The sequence below is a fragment of the Streptomyces sp. NPDC026673 genome (assembly GCF_040638135.1).
In the GTDB taxonomy this organism is placed as follows: Bacteria; Actinomycetota; Actinomycetes; order Streptomycetales; family Streptomycetaceae; genus Actinacidiphila.
In genome coordinates, this window is sequence record NZ_JBEZXR010000081.1 from 21707 (window position 1) to 38887 (window position 17181).

At 70.4% G+C, this 17181-nt stretch carries 11 protein-coding genes and 3 pseudogenes; 8 read left to right on the top strand and 6 right to left on the bottom strand.

All coding sequences use genetic code 11. The annotated features are described in order from the left end of the window. Positions 1 to 29: 29 nt before the first annotated feature. From AB0F62_RS35510 to AB0F62_RS35540, 7 genes are read left to right on the top strand one after another with little or no spacing between them, the layout of a single operon-like run. The gene (locus AB0F62_RS35510) at positions 30 to 1016 is read left to right on the top strand and encodes an ABC transporter substrate-binding protein (protein WP_361809258.1); all 987 of its coding nucleotides are present in this window, start codon (positions 30 to 32) and stop codon (positions 1014 to 1016) included. Next, positions 1013 to 2056: an iron chelate uptake ABC transporter family permease subunit gene (locus tag AB0F62_RS35515; RefSeq protein ID WP_361809261.1), complete on the top strand. Its 1044-nt coding sequence runs from the start codon at positions 1013 to 1015 to the stop codon at positions 2054 to 2056. Before AB0F62_RS35510 ends, AB0F62_RS35515 begins: the two co-directional genes overlap by 4 nt. After that, entirely contained in the window at positions 2053 to 3111 is a 1059-nt protein-coding gene (locus AB0F62_RS35520; RefSeq protein ID WP_361809264.1) for an iron chelate uptake ABC transporter family permease subunit, read from the top strand. Before AB0F62_RS35515 ends, AB0F62_RS35520 begins: the two co-directional genes overlap by 4 nt. Next, positions 3108 to 3962 (top strand): ABC transporter ATP-binding protein, encoded by an 855-nt coding sequence (locus AB0F62_RS35525; RefSeq protein WP_361809267.1) that lies wholly within the window; start codon positions 3108 to 3110, stop codon positions 3960 to 3962. The genes AB0F62_RS35520 and AB0F62_RS35525 overlap by 4 nt, the downstream gene beginning before the upstream one ends. After that, on the top strand, positions 3955 to 5151 hold the full coding sequence (locus AB0F62_RS35530; protein WP_361809270.1) for an alpha/beta hydrolase-fold protein: 1197 nt from the start codon (positions 3955 to 3957) through the stop codon (positions 5149 to 5151). Before AB0F62_RS35525 ends, AB0F62_RS35530 begins: the two co-directional genes overlap by 8 nt. Further along, entirely contained in the window at positions 5148 to 6908 is a 1761-nt protein-coding gene (locus AB0F62_RS35535; protein WP_361809273.1) for an ABC transporter ATP-binding protein, read from the top strand. The genes AB0F62_RS35530 and AB0F62_RS35535 overlap by 4 nt, the downstream gene beginning before the upstream one ends. Next, positions 6905 to 8656, top strand: coding sequence for an ABC transporter ATP-binding protein (locus AB0F62_RS35540; RefSeq protein ID WP_361809276.1), 1752 nt, complete (start codon positions 6905 to 6907; stop codon positions 8654 to 8656). The genes AB0F62_RS35535 and AB0F62_RS35540 overlap by 4 nt, the downstream gene beginning before the upstream one ends. Positions 8657 to 8729: 73 nt before the next feature. On the opposite strand, the pseudogene AB0F62_RS35545 reads toward AB0F62_RS35540, so the two are convergent. From AB0F62_RS35545 to AB0F62_RS35560, 4 genes and pseudogenes are all read right to left on the bottom strand, one after another. After that, positions 8730 to 8903, bottom strand: a pseudogene (locus AB0F62_RS35545) (transposase family protein); the annotation flags it as partial. Between the two features lie 262 nt (positions 8904 to 9165). Beyond that, a pseudogene (locus tag AB0F62_RS35550) lies at positions 9166 to 9612 on the bottom strand (peptidoglycan-binding protein); the annotation flags it as partial. Positions 9613 to 9774: 162 nt separating this feature from the next. Further along, positions 9775 to 10035 (bottom strand): annotated as a pseudogene (locus AB0F62_RS35555) (M23 family metallopeptidase); the annotation flags it as partial. Between the two features lie 533 nt (positions 10036 to 10568). Further along, a complete protein-coding gene (locus AB0F62_RS35560) occupies positions 10569 to 14693 on the bottom strand; it encodes a BTAD domain-containing putative transcriptional regulator (protein ID WP_361809279.1) in 4125 nt (1374 codons plus the stop codon). 243 nt (positions 14694 to 14936) lie between these two features. On the opposite strand from AB0F62_RS35560, the gene AB0F62_RS35565 reads away from it, so the two are divergent. Then, the gene (locus tag AB0F62_RS35565) at positions 14937 to 15845 is read left to right on the top strand and encodes a hypothetical protein (RefSeq protein ID WP_361809282.1); all 909 of its coding nucleotides are present in this window, start codon (positions 14937 to 14939) and stop codon (positions 15843 to 15845) included. Between the two features lie 45 nt (positions 15846 to 15890). On the opposite strand, the gene AB0F62_RS35570 is transcribed toward AB0F62_RS35565, so the two are convergent. Both AB0F62_RS35570 and AB0F62_RS35575 read right to left on the bottom strand, forming a co-directional pair. Next, positions 15891 to 16451, bottom strand: a complete 561-nt coding sequence (locus AB0F62_RS35570; protein WP_361809285.1) for a dihydrofolate reductase family protein — start codon at positions 16449 to 16451, stop codon at positions 15891 to 15893. Positions 16452 to 16536: 85 nt separating this feature from the next. Beyond that, positions 16537 to 16833 carry a transposase gene (locus AB0F62_RS35575; protein WP_361809288.1) on the bottom strand — a complete coding sequence of 99 codons (297 nt, stop codon included), beginning with the start codon at positions 16831 to 16833 and terminating at the stop codon, positions 16537 to 16539. Between the last annotated feature and the right edge of the window lie 348 nt (positions 16834 to 17181).

The following is a 17181-nucleotide window of genomic DNA, read 5'->3' on the forward strand; positions in this document are numbered from 1 at the left end:
CCCTCCACCCAGAGAAGAAGAGAACACCCATGAGCAACACCCCCCTGATGAGACGCGGCGCTACCCTCGCCGCCGCACTGATGACCGCGTCGCTCTTCCTCACCGCCTGCGGCGGTGACGGCGACAACACCGGCGACAAGGCCGCCGAGACCCGCAGCATCAAGGCCGAGAACGGCACCATCAAGGTTCCCGCCGCCCCCCGGCGCATCGTCACGATCGGCAACACGAACCTCCCCTTCATCGATCTGGGTGGCAAGCCAGTGGGCGTCACCGAGGTGTCCGACTCCGACCTCGACGTGCTGCCGAAGGAACAGAGGGCCGCGTACGAGGCAGCCGAGATCGTCGGCAGCAGCGGTGGCGAGGTGGACGTCGAGAAGCTCGCCGCCCTCAAGCCGGACCTCATCCTGGTCCAGTTCTCCTCGGATGACTGGGACAAGGTCGGCAAGCAACTCGAGACAGTCGCGCCGACCGTGAACTGGGGGCTCGACACCGAGTGGAAGGCCTTCGCCGACGCGATCGCGGAGGCCGGCAACGTAGCGGATGGGCTCAGCCGGCAGAAAGCGGAGTTCAAGGAAAAGGTCGCCAAGATCCAGGAGACCTACGGCAAGATCATCAAGGACAGCTCGTTCGTCGACGTCTCCCGCGGAGACTGGAGCGATCCCGGGACGTTCTACATCGCGGACATCGGCTGCTCCGAGATCGCCCGGGACGACATCGGCCTGGACCTCCCCGAGGCGGCCGAGGGCAAGGACCCCCTGGCCTACGAGTCCCTGCCGTTCGAGCAGATCAGTGAGCTGTCCAAGTACGACGTGATCACCTACCCGGTCGACGCCGACGGCAAGCCGACAGAGCCCTTCGAGCCGGTGGTCAAGACCAACACCTGGAAGGCGCTGCCCGCCGTGAGCTCCGGTCGAGCACTGGGAGTCTTCTGCCCCGGCAACAACTCCTACGGGCCCGTCAACCAGTACCTGGACTCGCTCGACAGCGCGCTGGCGACCCTCGCCGGCAAGCTGTGACAACCCTCGCCCTGCGGCAGGACGGTCCGGGCACCAAGACGGTGCCCGGACCGCGTCGCCGTGTGATCGGCCTGCTCGTCGCGCTGACGGTGCTGGTGGTCCTGCTGGTCCTGAGTGTCATGATCGGGTCGACGGCGATCGCGCCGTCCGTGGTGTGGGACGCGCTGCTCCACTCCTCGGCCGACACCGAGCAGTTCGCGATCCGCGACTTCCGGCTGCCGCGCACGATCGTGGGTCTGGTCGTCGGCGCCGCCCTCGGTCTGTCGGGCGCGTTGATCCAGGCGCTCATCCGCAATCCCTTGGCCGATCCGGGTGTCCTCGGCGTCCATGCCGGTGCGTCCTTCGCGGTGACGGTCGCCGTGGGCCTGCTCGGCGTCCGCGACGCCCAGGACTACATGTGGTTCGCGTTCGCGGGGGCACTGATCGTCACGCTCCTGGTGCTCGCCCTCGGGTCGACACGACAAGGCTCCTCGCCGGTGGTCATGGTGCTCGCCGGGATATGCGTCGGCGCCGTGCTCGGCGGCGCCAGGGAGGCGCTCCAGTTGACCGACCCGGACGCCTTCGACGCGATGCGGAACTGGAACGCCGGGTCGATCGGGGGTCGCCCGCTCGAGGTCGTGTGGCCGGTCCTGCCGTTCTTCGCGGTGGCACTCATCCTGGCCTTCGCAGTGTCGGGCCCGCTCAACGCCCTGGCTCTGGGCGACGAGCTGGCGGTCGCCCAAGGGGTCCGGCTGGTACGCACCCGTGTGCTTGCGGTGATCGCACTCACCCTCCTTGCCGGTGGCGCCACCGCGATCGCCGGACCCATCGGATTCGTCGGACTCATGGTGCCGCACGTGGCCCGCTGGATCGTCGGCCCGCACCAACGCTGGATCTTCGCCTACAGCATCCTCCTCGCCCCGAGCCTGCTGCTGGTCTCCGACATCCTCGGCCGCGTCGTGATGAGACCCGGCGAGATCCCCGTGGGTATCGTCACCGCCTTCGTCGGCGCTCCCGTTCTCGTCGTGCTGGTGCGGCGGAAGAAATCGAGCGGACTATGAACACGTACATTCCGCCGGTGGACTTCGGCCGGCGGGTGCTGGTGCTGCGGCACCGGCGGATCGCGATACTGCTTCGCTGGCGCTCGGTCGTTGTCTGCGCGGTGCTCGCGGTCGCGATCGCCGGTACGGCGGTGCTCGCCCTGATGACCGGCTCGTACGCGCTGAGCCCCGGGCAGGTGCTCTCCGCCCTGACCGGCCGGGAGACCGGCATCGTCCACGACATCGTGGTCGAGTGGCGGCTGCCCCGGGTGACCGCGGCGGTGGTGTTCGGCGCAGCCCTGGGGGTGAGCGGGGCGGTCTTCCAGTCACTGCTGCGCAACCCTCTCGCCGACCCCGGCATCATCGGGTTCACCCAAGGCTCCTACACCGGCGCACTGATCGTGATCCTGGTCGTCAACGGCACCTATGTGCAGCTGGTCGGCGGGGCGTTGCTGGGCGGGATGGCCACCGCCGTGGCCGTGTACGTGCTCGCCTACCGACGAGGAGTACAGGGGTTCCGGCTGATCATTGTCGGCATCGGCGTCTCCGCGATGCTCGGGTCGCTCAACACCTGGCTCATCCTCAAGGCCGACCTGGACCAGGCGATGTCCGCGGCCGCGTGGGGTGCCGGGTCGCTCAACGGCGTGTCCTGGGACCAGGTCGTCATCGGCGGCGCCTGCATTGCCGGACTCCTGCTGCTGGCCGGGATGTTGGGCCGGCCGATGCGGCAGATGGAATTGGGTGACGACGCGGCCGCCTCGCAAGGGGTACGGGTCTCGCCCGCACGCCTCGGCCTGATCCTGGTGGGAGTGGCGCTGACGGCGACGGTCACGGCCGCCTCGGGGCCGATCGCGTTCATCTCCCTGGTCGCCCCGCAGATCGGACGCCGACTCGCCCGCACCGCCGGGATCACCCTCGCCCCCGCCGCCTTCGTCGGCGCGCTGCTGTGTCTGGCGTCGGACTACCTCGCCCAGCACGTCGCCCCCACCCCGCTGCCGGTCGGCATCATCACCGTCGTGCTCGGCGGCGGCTACCTCGGATACCTGCTGTTCACCGAAGCCAGGAGACGCCTGTGAGCGCAACCCCGACCGACACCGCGCGCCTGCGTGTGGAGTCGGCGACGATCGGCTACGACAGGCGGATCATCTCCGAGCACCTCTCGGTGGCGATCCCCGACGAGTCGTTCACGGTCATCGTCGGCCCGAACGCGTGCGGCAAGTCCACCCTGCTGCGCAGCCTGTCCCGACTGCTGAAGCCGTCGGCCGGGCAGGTCGTCCTCGACGGTGCCGGCATCAACTCCTACAAGACCAAGGAGGTGGCGCGGCGGGTCGGGCTGCTGCCGCAGACCTCGATCGCCCCGGACGGGATCACCGTCGCCGACCTCGTGGCCCGGGGACGGTACCCCCACCAGGGGTTCATCCGGCAGTGGACCCAGGACGACGAGCGGGCCGTGCTCAGGGCGATGCACCAGACCTCGGTCGCCGACCTGTCCGGGCGCCTGGTGGACGAGCTGTCGGGCGGGCAGCGCCAGCGCGTGTGGGTGGCGATGGCGCTCGCGCAGCACACCGACATCATGCTGCTCGATGAACCGACCACCTTTCTCGACATCACCCACCAGATCGAGCTGATGGAACTGTTCACCGACCTGCACCACGCCGGCCACACCCTGGTCGCCGTACTGCACGACCTGAACCACGCCGCACGCTACGGCACCCACCTGATCGCCATGAAGGACGGCGCCGTGGTCGCCGAGGGCACTCCGGACGAGGTCGTCACGGCCGAGCTGGTCGAGGAGGTGTTCGGTCTGCGCTGCCTGGTGATGCCCGATCCAGTGGCCGGCAGCCCCCAGGTGGTGCCACTCGGCCGCGAACGAACCCGACGAAGGTCCGCTGACCACACCGACGTGAAGAGCGCGAGAAATGGCTGATCCGTTGATCGAGAAGCTGTCGACCGGTGAGTGGAGCCCCGAAAGGTTCAGACGACACCTCGAGGAGACCGGCGCACCGCTTGTCGAGCGCGTCTCCGCGGACGAGGTGGAGGTGACATTCGTCGACGAGCCCGGACACGACACGACGGTCACCCTCGCGGTGGTGATCGGCCCCAGAATCGCCTTCAACCCGATCGAGGGGGAGTTCGCCTCGGTGGCGGGGACGCCGTTCCGCGTTCTCACCCTGCGGATGCGTTCCGACCTGCGCTTCTCGTATGTGTTCACACGACGTGGGCCGATGGGTGGGGACCAGCAGGTTCCCGACCCGTTCAACCCGCCACCGATGTTCTCGCAATGCTCGGTGGAGCGATTCTCCGGGGCCTCGGTGGCAGTGCTGCCCGACGCGGTGCCGTTGCCCTGGCTCGATCAGGCCGAGGCACGGCCGGCCCCGGCAGTGGAACCTGCCGTGCTGGCGAGCGAGTTCCTGGAAGGCGAACGCCGCATCTGGGTCTCGATGCCCCCGGGAGAATTCTCCGACGACAGCGCACTGCCCTTCGTGATCCACCTGGACGGGACGCCGGACCACAGCGCGCCGAGCGTTCGTGACGCCCTGGTCCGGGCGGGACTGGTCCGGCCCTGCGTGGTGGTCCTCGTCGGTCAGCCCGCACCGCAGCGCGACAAAGAGCTGCTCTGCAACCCGGCGTTCTCCCGGATGCTGGTCCAGGAACTCCTGCCGTGGCTCCACCACCGGTATCCGCTCTCGCGGGACCCCGGTGACGTCGCGCTGGCCGGCGAGAGCTTCGGCGGTCTGTGCGCCGGCTGGACAGCGCTCCACCACCCGACGGCGTTCGGCAACGCCATCCTCCAGTCCCCGTCGTGCGGATACCACCCTGACCTCACGTGGGGCACCGGGTCAGGCGAGCTGCTGCGCCGCACCCCCGTACCGACACTGATCGCCGACTACCTGGCCGCGGAATCGGCACCGATCCGCATCTTCCACGACGTCGGTGAGCTGGAGAGCTCGAACACCCACAGTCGTTGGTTGGACCGCGTACTCACCGGAAAGGGCTACGACACCCTCTACAGGGAGTTCGCCGGCGGACATGACTACGCATGGTGGCGAGGAATCTTCGCCGATGCCCTGCTCTGGTGCTTCCCGCTCAGGAGCACGGATCGGAGCCAGGCATGAGGAACTCCTCGCGTTCCTCGGGCGCCGACACCGCGGGACTGGGGCGAGGACCGCTGACCCGGCGGCTGCCGGTGCTCCTGCTCGCTCCGGCCGAACCGCTCGGTGCTCGGCCGTTCGAGTGCGGGCCGGGGACCACCCCGGGCCGGTTCCTGCTGCGCGTGATCTTCTCGGTGAGACGAGTCAGCGTTCCCGCGATGCTGCTGGCGATCGTGTGGCAGGTGGGCGAGTCCGCGGTCCCGGTGGTGATGGGACTCGCGATCGACCGGGCCGTCGCGACCGGCGATGAAGGGCAGCTGGTCCTGTGGCTCGGCGTGCTGGTGGCCCTCTACGTCGCGCTGACGTCGGCGGCGAGGTTCTCGCTGCGACTGACCTCCCATGCCGTGCAGGTACTGCAGCACCGACTCCGCGGCACCCTCTCCACGGGCGTGCTGCATCCACTCGGCGGCACCGGCCGTGCGCCGGACGGCACCGTGGTCTCGGTGATGACGAACGACGTCGCGCGCCTGTCCAACGCGGTGATCCTGACGATCATCCCGGTCTCGAGGATCACGGCCATCGGATTCATCGCGGTATCGCTGCTGGCGACGCACTGGCTGCTCGGACTCGTGGTGCTGTTCGGGGCGCCGGTCGCGGTCTGGTCGATGAGCGTGCTCAGCGAGCGGCTCTCCCGGGACACCCGCGAGTACCAGGAGCTGCTGGCCTCCACGGTCGGACAGGCCACGGACCTGGTCGCCGGCTACCGCGTGATCAAGGGGATGCGTGCCGAGGCCGAGGCGACCAGCCGGTACCGGCGGGCAAGCCAGGAGACCCTTGTCGGCGCCAGGCGCAACGCGGGCCTGCTGGGAAGGTTCCTTGTGGGCTCGGGCGTGGTCAGCGGCACGTTCGTCGCCGCGGTGGTGGGGCTGGCGGGCTGGTTCACCGTGGACGGACAGCTCAGCATCGGCGGGCTGATCACCGCCGTCGGCCTCGCCCAGGCTCTGCTGCCGCAGATCCAGGCGATCGCGAGCACGTCCATCCCCAACCTCGCCGGCGCCCGCGCCTCGTCCGTGCGTGTCCTCGACGTACTGCGGGACAACGCCACTTCGACGGCTGGGCCCGATGACGCGACCCGGCGGGAGGTCACCGCGCTGCCGGAGCTGGACGTGGTCGTGCCGAGCATCTCCGGGCCCGGCGTGACGATTCGGGTCGAGCCCGGTGAGCTCGTGGGCGTGCGCGCCGACGACCGGACCGCCGCCCGTGTCGTCGAGGCGCTGCTGGACCCGCGGGCCGAAAGAGGCGTCGAGGCGCGGCTCGACGGGATCGCGGCGCGGGAGCTGTCCCCGCTCGAGTACCGCTCCCGGGTCACCGTCGCACCGCACCGCGCCACGCTGTTCAGCGGCACCCTCCGCGACAACATCGCCGTGATCGCGGGCGCGCCCGAGCGGGTGGACGCCGCGGTGCGGGCCGCCGCTTGCGACGACTTCGCGGCCGACCTCGACGTACCCGTCGGCGAGGGCGGCAACCGGCTCTCGGGCGGCCAGCGCCAGCGGGTCGCGCTCGCCCGCGCCCTGGCGAGCGACGCCCCGGTGCTCGTGCTGCACGACCCGACCACCGCGGTCGACTCGGTCACCGAGCACACGATCGCGGGCCGGCTGCGCACTGTCCGGGCAGGCCGCTCGACGCTGCTGATCGCCTCGACCCCGGCACTGCTCGCTGCCTGCGACCGCGTCGTCGAGCTTCCCGACCACGTACCCGCGACCTTCAGGACGGCACAGTGAACGGCACCTCCGCCGAACCCGAGACCGCAGCTTCCGACGCCGGGCTGCCTGGGCTGCCCGTCGCGAGCGGCAGGGAGACTGCCAGGGAGCTGTGGCGGCTCAGCCGCGGGTACCGGCTCCGGCTCGCCGCGACCGGGGTGCTGGGGATCGTCAGCACCGGAGTCGACCTGATCGTTTCCGTGGCGATCGGATACCTCGTCGACCGCGTGCAGGCCGGCACCGCGGACCTCGCCACAGTGCTGATGGCCACAGCCGTCATGGCGCTCTCGGCAGTCCTCGGTGCTGCGGGCACCGCGCTGACCATCGTGCTCGCCACTCGCGTCTACCACTCCATCCTCGCCGCGCTGCGCGAACAGCTCGTGGACGACGCGATGACGCTCCCACAGCACCTCGTCGAGCGCGTCGGCACCGGAGACCTGATCTCGCGGTCCAGCGACGACGTCACCGCGGTCGCCGACGCCGCCCCCGCCGTGATCCCGGTGCTCACCGTCACCGCCTTCACCATCGTCGTGTCGCTGGGCGGGCTCGCGGCACTGGAATGGCCCTACGCGGCCGCCTTCGCCGTCGTGCTGCCGGTCTACGCGCTCGCCGTACGGTGGTACCTGCGCATCGGACTGGGGGTCTACCGCGCCGAGCGCACCGCGATGAGCGCGCGTGCCCAGCAGATCCTCGAGTCCCAGCGCGGCTACGCCACCGTGCTCGGCTTCGGGCTCGCCGAGCAACGGCACCGGGCTGTGATGGCGAACTCCTGGCGCGTCGCGCGGCAGTCGCTACGCGCACGCACCGTGCTGAGCATGCTCAATGCCCGGCTCAACCTCGGGGAGTGCCTGAGCCTGGCCGCCGTACTCGTCGTCGGCTTCATCCTCATCGACCACAACGCATCGACCGTCGGCGGCGCCACCACCGCCATGCTGCTCGTGCTGCGCCTGCTCGGACCGGTCAACCAGTTGCTGCTGGTCATCGACACCCTCCAGTCCGCCCTCGCATCGCTGAGCCGCATGATCGGCGTCGTCACGATTCCGTTCGGCTCGTCGGATGACCCAGCGCAGGCCGCGAGCACCGCCGTACAGCTCGACGAGGTCTCCTTCCGTTACGGCGAGGGGCCACGGGTGCTCGACGACATCACCCTCGACATCCCGTCCGGTCAGCGCGTGGCCGTCGTCGGCGTGTCAGGGGCGGGCAAGACCACGCTCGCCGGCGTGGTCGCCGGCACCCACCTACCCGAGGCCGGGAAGGTGACTCGCCCCAGCCGTACCGCCATGATCACCCAGGAGGTCCACGTCTTCGCGGGCACCCTGCGCGACAACCTCACCCTCACCGCGCCCGGGGCCACCGACCGCGACCTCCATGCAGCACTGGAAGCCACCGGCGCCGCGTCGATCCTCGATGTCCTCCCCGACCGGTTGGACACCCCGCTGGGTGTCGGCGGGCACCCGCTCACCGACGCACAGGCGCAGCAACTCGCCCTAGCCCGGCTGCTGCTCACCAACGCTGATCTGGTGATCCTCGACGAAGCGACCGCCGAGGCCGGCTCCACCTACGCCGGACAGCTCGACCGCGCTGCTGATGCTGTCCTCGCCGGGCGCACCGCAGTCGTCGTCGCGCACCGTCTCTCCCAAGCAGCAACCTGCGACCGGATCATGGTGATGGAGCGCGGCCGGATCATCGAGACCGGCACCCACAGAGAGCTGGTTGATGCCGGTGGCGTGTACGCCGGGTTGTGGACAGCCTGGGAGGCCGCTCGGTGACAACAGCATGCCTGAGACAGAGCCGTTCGATGGACAGACCCGGACGAATGACCTGCGACGTCAAACCTCAAGCTAGGAGTACCTCGACGTCGAGGAAGTGCTGGAAGCAGATGGCGATGCCTTCGTCGCGGGCGGCCGTGGTGTCGTGCATCTGTCCGGGCCACAGGGCATCGGTCCATAACGTGCGGCGTTGCCCGTCGGCGACGACGGTGGCCTTCATCGTCGTTCTCTTCTTCATGCCGGAGACACCGAATGGAATGACGGCATGCGACATACGCCCGCTACTGCCGCCGCACTCCGATATGCGGCAGGTCCCGACCACCGTTCCCCGCGCGACGCGGCGCCCGCACGATCGCCTCGGCTTTGGTTCTGCGGCATGGCCTCGTGCAAGATCCGCTCCAGGACCACCGCGACGCCGGCCTCGATTCTCTGAAGCACCGGATGTCCTCGCGGCCGATCCGACGCCGGTCGTGGGCGGGGTTGCCGTGCTTCCCCGCCCACGAGAATGGTTATCGTCCGGCCTGCAAGGCTGCCCAGGTCTGCGGGCCGACGTCGCCGTCGACGCCGAGGCCGCGGGTGGTCTGGTAGTCGCGCACGGCTTGTTCGGTGTTGGGGCCGAAGTCGCCGTCGATGCCCACGGTGCGGCCGAGTGCCGCGGTCAGTGCTCGCTGCAGTCGGCTGACGTCCGCGCCGGTCGACCCGTTCTGCAGCGCCGGTGTCGAGCCGTACGACAGCAGGGCCGTCCAGGTCCTGGCGCCGATGTCACCGTCGGCCGTGAGGCCCCGGGCGGACTGGAAGGCCTTCGTCGCCGATTCGGTGTTGGGCCCGAAGTCGCCGTCCGGTTCTCCCGGATTGTGTCCGGCGGCGATCAGCCGGCATTGCGCCGCCTTGACCAGACTGCCGTTGGATCCCTGCTGGATGAGGGGGTACGCGGTGAAGTCGAGGTTGACACCGCTGCAGGTGGGCGCTGGTGTGCCGCCGCAGTTGTTGCTGGTGACGTTCCGCCAGGTCCGGCCGTTGGCCTGGCCGTACTCGACGCCGTTGAACCAGGGACGGATCCGTTCGGACGTGGAGTTGCCCCAGGTGGCGGATCCGTTGTTGTCGGCGTCGTAGGCGAGCTCAAAGTGCAGGTGCGGGTGGTTGTTCGAGGTGGGCCCCGTCCGGCCGACCCGGCCGATCAGCTGGCCGCGCTGCACCGTCTGGCCGACGCTGACATCGCGGCTCTGCAGGTGCAGGTATGTGGTGAAGTAGCGCTGCCCGTGGTTGATCTGGATCACGTTGCCGGCGTTGGAGTGGTAGAAGGACTGCCGGACCGTGCCCGAGGCCGGAGCCAGCAGCGGTGCTCCTTCGGTGCCGGCCTGGTTGGGCTCGCGGACCATGTCGAGCGCGGGTGCGTGTGCCCAGCTGTCGAGTCGCCACTGCTGGCCGCAGGTGAAGGGCAGTTGGAAGGCGATGGGCGGGGCCGCCGCGGCGGCCGGCGTCGCGGCCTGCCAGGGCAGGACGACGAGGGCGGCAACAGCCACGAGCAGTCTGCCGAGCAGCCCTGGGCTGAGCGCGCGTATGAGGGATCTCAACGTGCCTCCTTCTTTGGTGCCGAGTTCATGCGTGTCCGGTGCGGGGTGTGCGGCCGGCGATGGAACGGCAGGTGCCCTTCCGCTGTGGCTGGGCGCTGCGGGACGGCCGGGTTCGGTCGCGGTGTTTCGCCCGCACGGCGGTCACGATGAGGGCCGAGGTGGGGCAGCCATGTACGACCCTCGTCGTGAACTCGCCGGCGGGCGAGCGACCGGTGCGCTGAGCGTGCCCTGCCTCGGTATAGCCCGGGTATTTCCGAAGGTCACCCGGCCGCCCAGGGCGGTGGTGCCAGGCACGGACCGCTTACAGGGGAGCACGCCGCGCCGGCGGCGTGCCCGGGTCAGGGCTGCGGGCAGAGCGCGCCGGTGTCCTGGCCGGGGAGGTGGCGGTCGAGTTGCGCCGCGGTGGGCGGTGGGGCGGTGGCTCGGCAGATGCGCCGGATGGCTTCGGTCGCGGTCAGCGGCCAGTGGATGATGCGCTGGTCGGCTCCCGCGGACAGCAGGGTTCCGTCCGGGGTGAACGCCAAGCCCTGCACGTCTGCCGAGTGGCCGGTGAGGGTGGCGATGCGCCGGTGGGTTCGTACATCCCAGACGACGATGGTGTGATCCTCACCTGCCGAGGCGAGGAGGCGTCCGTCCCTGCTGAAGGCGAGCGTGCCGACCGCCGCGGTGTGGCCGGTCAGGGTGCCCCGGCTTTTCCCTGTCCGGGTCGACCACAGGCGCACCGTGTGGTCCGAGCCGGCGGTGGCGATCAGATCGCCCGCCGCAGTGGCCGCGATGTCCTGCGTGGACCCCTGCGTGGCCGAGAAGGCCTTCACCAGCCGGTCGTCGGCGGTGCTCCACACGGCGATGCCGCCGGCCGGTGTGCTCGCGACGAGGAGGCCGCCCCGAGCGGGGTAGGCCATGGCGGTCGAGGTGCGCGGGCCGGCCGGCGCCGGCAGTGGACGGGGGTGTGCCGGGTCGCCGACCCTCCAGCGGAACGTTCCTCCCAGGGACATCACGGTGACCGTGCTGCCGTCCGGGCTGAAGGCGACGTCCGTGCCGGTGCCCATACCGGTGAAGGCGATGGTGGTGTGGCGCCGCCCGGTCGACGGGTTCCACAGAGTCAGGGTGTGGTCGCGCGTCACGGCCGCCAGCACCGTGGCGTCCGGGTTGAACGCGACTGCCTTGACATGGTCGGAGTGTCCGCCCAGCAGCCGTTCGGCAGCACCGGAGGCATTCCAGATCCGTACGGACCTGTCGTCGCCGGCGGAGGCGACGAGCCGGCCGTCGGGGCTGACGTCCACGTCGTTCACGGCGCCGCCGTGACCGCTGAAGGGAAGGGCCGTCCGGCGCACCACGATGGTGCGTCCCAGGCCGCCCGAGACCACCGTGCTCGCGTCCGGTGCCAGGTCCAGAGCCATGGTCTCTGAGCGGTAGCGGTCGGCGTGGCGGGCGATCTGCTCGCGGCGCCGGTAGTCCCAGATCGAGATCATGCCCTCTTCGTCGGCGATCGCGATCCGATCACCGACCGGCGCGGAGATCATCCAGGGGAAGGCCGTCTGCACCGGGAGGTCGGCGAACTGGCGGGCCGAGCGGCCGGTCAGCCGCCAGAACCTGATGCCGTGTTCTTCGGAGGCCGTGGCCAGGACATCGGATGTGGAACCGAACCGGGCCACCTGGGCGCCTTCGGTGTTCAGCTCGAAGCGACGGCGACCGGTTTCGATGTCCCAGACGGCCACCGTCCCATCGGTACGGGTGACGGCGAGGGAGCGCTGATCGCCGGCCAGGCTGAGCGCCGCGGGCATACCGGTGGGCAGGAGCACGGCCTTGCCACCGCCCAGCGTGGCTACCCGTGTGCCCTCGCCCGTGCCGTAGGCCACGACCGTGCCGTCGGCGCTGAAGGCCAGACCGTTGCTGAGGTCGCCGGACACGACCTGCTTGAACAGCACCTTCCTCGACCGGACCTCCCGCACGACGACCGAGCCTGCGGTCGGCTGCTTCGGATTGTTCAACCGCGCCAGGGACGCCAGCCGGGTACCGTCGGCGTTGAAGGCCACCCTCAGCGCGAAGAACCCCTGGGGCAGCGGCTTGACGACATGCTCGGTCAAGGAGGCCAGCTTCCTGCGTCGGTTCGGATCCCACAGCTCCACGGTGCCGTCGCTGGTGGCCGCGGCCACCAACGAGCCGCGAGGGGACAGGGCCAGGCCGAACGACGCGGGCCCGTTCGTGTTGAGTACGACGCTGGGCTGCGCGGACGCCGACGTACTGATCACCGCGCCCAGGGTGTCGGCGTCGGGATGCAGCCGATGGGCGGCCAGGGCGAGGGACCGGGCGACGTCCGGGTCGGTGGCGACCAGCGAGCGCGACGTGAGCGCGGCCTGATGGGCCAGCACGGTCTGGTGCTCGCGCTGTGCCACCTGCCGCTGCTGCCAGGCGGCACCGCCCCCGGTCCCGGTCGCCGCCAGCAGCACCGCCAGCACCATCGCCAGGACCTTCAGCCGGCGGACCCGGCGCCGGGCCGCGGCGAGTTCGGACTCGGCCAGCTCCTCGCTGGCGTCGAGGAACTCACGCTCCAGAAGGTTCAGCTCCGAGCGGTGCGGGCGCGCCTCGGCCAGCCCGGAGCCCCGATAGAGCCCTCCGGCGTCCCGCCTCGACTGCTGCCAGACTCGGGCCGCGGCGGTGAGCCGCTGCCGTACGACCAGGTGCCGGCGGTCCTCGCTCAGCCAGGCCCGCAGCCTGGGCCACGCCACGATGAGCGCCTCATGGGCGATCTCCACCCGATCCTCGTCCACGACCACCAGACGCGCCGCCACCAGCTCGTCGATCACATCCGCGACCGCCGCGGCCGGGCCCATCCCGTCGAGTTCGGTGTGCGGGACCCGCCGCCGACTGTCCCGCACCCCGTCCTCGTCCAGGCTGATCAACCGCTGCATGAGCCGGCGCACCAGGTCCTGCTCGGCGGGTTCGAGCTCGGCGTAGACGTGCTCGGCGGTCTGGGCGATCGCACCGTGCACCCCGCCCCCTGCCTGGTACGCCGCGAGGGTCAGGGTGCGGCCTGCCCGGTTGCGCCAGGTCTCCCGCAGCGCGTGGGACACCAACGGGAGTGCGGCGGCAGCGCCGGAGGCCTCCGCCACCACGGTGGCCAGCAGATCGGCGTCGACCGAGCAGCCCTCGAGATCCGCCGGCCGGACGATCAGCTCGCGCAGTTCCGCGGCCGACGGCGGACCGACCAGCAGCTGCGCCTCGCTCATCAGCGCCGGCGCCAGCTCGCTCAGCGCGGTCATCTGGACGAAGAAGTCCGCACGGACACTGAGCACGACCTTCGTTCCGGCATGGGACGCCGCTAACAGCTCGGCGACGAATTCCTCCCGTACCGTGGGATCGGAGCACACGGTGAACAATTCCTCGAACTGATCGACCACCAGCAGCGCCTGACCGGCGGGCCGGTCGTGCTCGGCGAGCGCGGCCGCCAGCTGTTTCACCGGCTGGTCGGTCGGCGTCATCATGACCGGCTGCCACCGAGCGGTCGTATCCCGCCGGATCCGGCCCAGTAGGCCCGCCGCCAGCAGCGAGGTCTTCCCCGATCCCGACGCGCCGAACACGACGACCACGGGGAAGCGTTCCACACGCTCCCACAGCAGCCCGCACAGCCGGTCGCGGCCGAAGAACCGGTCGTGATCCGAGGAGGTGAACGCCGGCAGGCCCCGGTAGGGGTTGGCCCCGACCGGCACCAGTGCCGCGACGGGGACCGGAGAGGGCATGAGGCCCTCATCGCCGCGGAGCATCGCCTGGTGCAGGCGCTGCAGACCCGGGCCGGGCTCGACGCCCAGTTCGGTCCCGTACAGCGCATGGGTCCGCCGGTAGAGCTCGAACGCCTCGGCCTGCCTGCCCGAGCGATACAGGGCCGTCATGAGCTGGCCGCGGAGCGACTCCCGAAAGGGATGCCGGGGCAGCAGCTCCGTCAGCTCCACGACCACCTCGGCATGCCTGCCGAGGGCCAGACCGCAATCGGCCCACCGCTCGTGCACGGCAAGACGCAGCTCCTCCAGCCGGGCCGCCTGGGTCGCGACGGCTTCGGTATCCAGGAACTCCGCGAACGCAGGCCCGTTCCAGCACCGCAGCGCCTCACCGTGCCCCTGCGCGCCCGCTGTCTCGCCCTGTCGCAGGGCCTCCTCCGCCTGGAGGGCCAGCTGTTCGAACCGCGTGGCGTCCAGCGCATCACCCGCCACCACGCGATAGCCGTCGCCCTGCCGTTCGATGCGCTCCGGGCCCAGGGCCTTGCGCAGGAGATGGACGTACAGCTGCAGGTTCTTACGCGCCGAGCGCGGCGGTCGCTCGCCCCACAGCGCCGTCATCAGGAGCTCCGAAGGCACGGGCCGGTCGGGCCTGCTCAGCAGGACCGCGAGCAGCAGACGCACCTTGGGCGAACCGATGTCGACCGGCAAGCCCTCGCGACGGATCGCCAGATCCCCCAGAATCCCCAACTCCACTCGTCCGCCCCCCAAGGCTGCACGGATCAACGCCGGCGGCCCGAAGGTACACCAGCCCAACGATTGCAGACCCGCGTCGGCCCGCCCGACCCACGCATGACGCCGCATGGACGTGGATCAGCGGACTGCCGCCCGGTGCGGCCTCCCGGGCCGGCACCCCCTGGCCGCATGCCCCAACGATCCGCGATGCGCGGGCCGGCCGAAGCCACGCCCGATCACCTGCCGCACGCGATTCACATGGCACTGAGCTTCCACGGCACTCGCCGGCACATCGCCGCCTGCGTCCTGACCGCCACTGTGGGCGCGACGATCTGGGCGCTCGCCGACGCGAGGGCCCAAAACCCCGAACCCCGGCCCCAACGTCCGCTGTCCCCGGCCGCACTGGCCGAACAAGGCTTGCGTCCGCCGATCTACACCCGGCTCTACGCCTGGACCCAGAGCGGCGAACAGATCGCGACCGCCCAGCAACAGGTCCTCGTCGCCTGCATGGCCGAGCGCGGATTCACCCTCAAGCCCGCTCCCGTGGCGAAGGCGGGGGACGCGGCGGTGTCCCGCCCGACTCCGTTCGGTCTCGAGACCCTCGAAGAAATCGGGGCGGACCGCCAGACGCAGGCGCCACCGGAGCAGCCGCAAGGAGAGGCCTTCAGCCGCGCCCTCTACGGCAAACCCGGAAACGAGATCTCCGTCAAGGGCAAACTGCTCAAGGTGACCATGCCGGCGAGCGGCTGCCAGGCCGAGGCGGAGAAGCACATGCTGGGCGACGGCCGGGTGCGGTGGACGGAACTGCGGATGCGGCTCAACGAAGGGGAGCAGACAGCGTTCGCGTGGCTCGAGCACGACTCCCTCTTCCGCAAGGCGAACGAGAGCTGGCGGCAGTGCATGCTCACCAACCGCGTCCAGGCCAAAGACCCCCTCGACCTGATCACAGCCTTGCCGCCCGACGCGGACGTCCGCACCCACCCCGCAACCAAGGCGGACGTCCACTGCAAGCAGGACACCGGATACCTGCGCACCGCCTACGCCAGACTCGCCGTGATGCAGCAGCGCTGGCTCGACGATCACCCCGACGTGCTCAAGGACCGCACCGCGCTGCGGGACAGGCAGCTGAGAATCGCCCGCCAGGTCCTCCAGGGGCAGACCGGCTGAGCACCCCGGCGCACCCGATCTGCCCCGGCCGGGCGGCACCGGGTCTCACGGCTGGGTGTGGTAGCGGAGGTAGACCACGCCGCTGGTGAGCCGGCGTTCGTCCAGGAGCTCGAGGCGGAGGCGGGCCCCGTCGGGGAGGAAGGGCTTGCCGCCGCCCAGCACGGCGGGGCCGACGAACAGGTGGTACTCGTCCACCAGCCCCGCGGCGATCGCGTGGGCGGCGAGGGCGGCCCCGCCGACGGTGAGGTCACGTTCGGAAGATGCCTTCAGCCGCCGAACCGCCTCGGGGTCGAAGTCCCGTTCGATCCGGGTCCGGGTGGTGGAGGCCGACTCCAGCGTCCTGGAGTACACGACCTTGTCGGCCGCCTGCCAGATCTCCGCGAACTCCCGCGCCCCGGGCGACCGGCCCGCGATGGACGGGTCGGTCTCCCAGACAGCCATCATGTCGTACAGCCGGCGCCCGTACAGGTAGGTCCCGGCCGGCCGCAGCACGTCGTTGATGAAGGAGTAGTACTCCTCGTCCGGTACCGCCCAGTCGAAATTGCCGTCCGCGTCGGCGATGTAGCCGTCCAGGGACACATTGAACATGTAGATCAACTTGGCCACGCGAACCTTCTCCCAGGTCGGGGCTACGTGTGTGTCCCGCAGCACACTAGCCCGCGCCTGTGACAATGCCCGGCGAACGGCACGGTCATCGCCGCGAAGGGCTGCGTCTGGCACTGCCGCGGCTCCGGCGGTTCCGCCCGGCCCGTTCGCGGACCCGGCCGCGCACCCGGTGGTGCAGCCCGGTGACCAACGCGCCGTCGCGCAGGCGGCGGAAGAAGGCATACACCTGGTCCCACGCCGGGAAATCTGCGGGCATCGCCCGCCACTTGATGCCGTTGTCGACCAGATGGAACACCGCATCCAGCATCTCCGGGTGGAAGTACCCCTCCGGGCGGCCACCGCGGCCTTCCAGACAGGCCGGCACCGGCAGAGCCGTGCGCACCGCCGCCCACTCGGCGTCCGTCAGATCCGACGGATACCGGCGCACCCGCACCGGATGGTCGGCGGCATCGCCGAACGGTGCGCGAGACAGTCACACGAGCGCGCCGAGGAGTTGGACTCCACCGTCGGTTCCGCGTACAACAACGGCAACAGGGCCTCCTGCACCTCGGTTTGCCTTCGACAGCTACCGAGCTACCAAGGGGCCCTGTCTCTATGCGCCGCCACCGACGCGATCACCCATCCTCGGGATGCCGTTCGATGGACAGGAACGCCGGAAGCGCTGCGCTGATCACCTCGGAGGCAGGAAAATCGGCTCGGGTGTCCCGGTCAGCCGATGGGTCTGCGATGC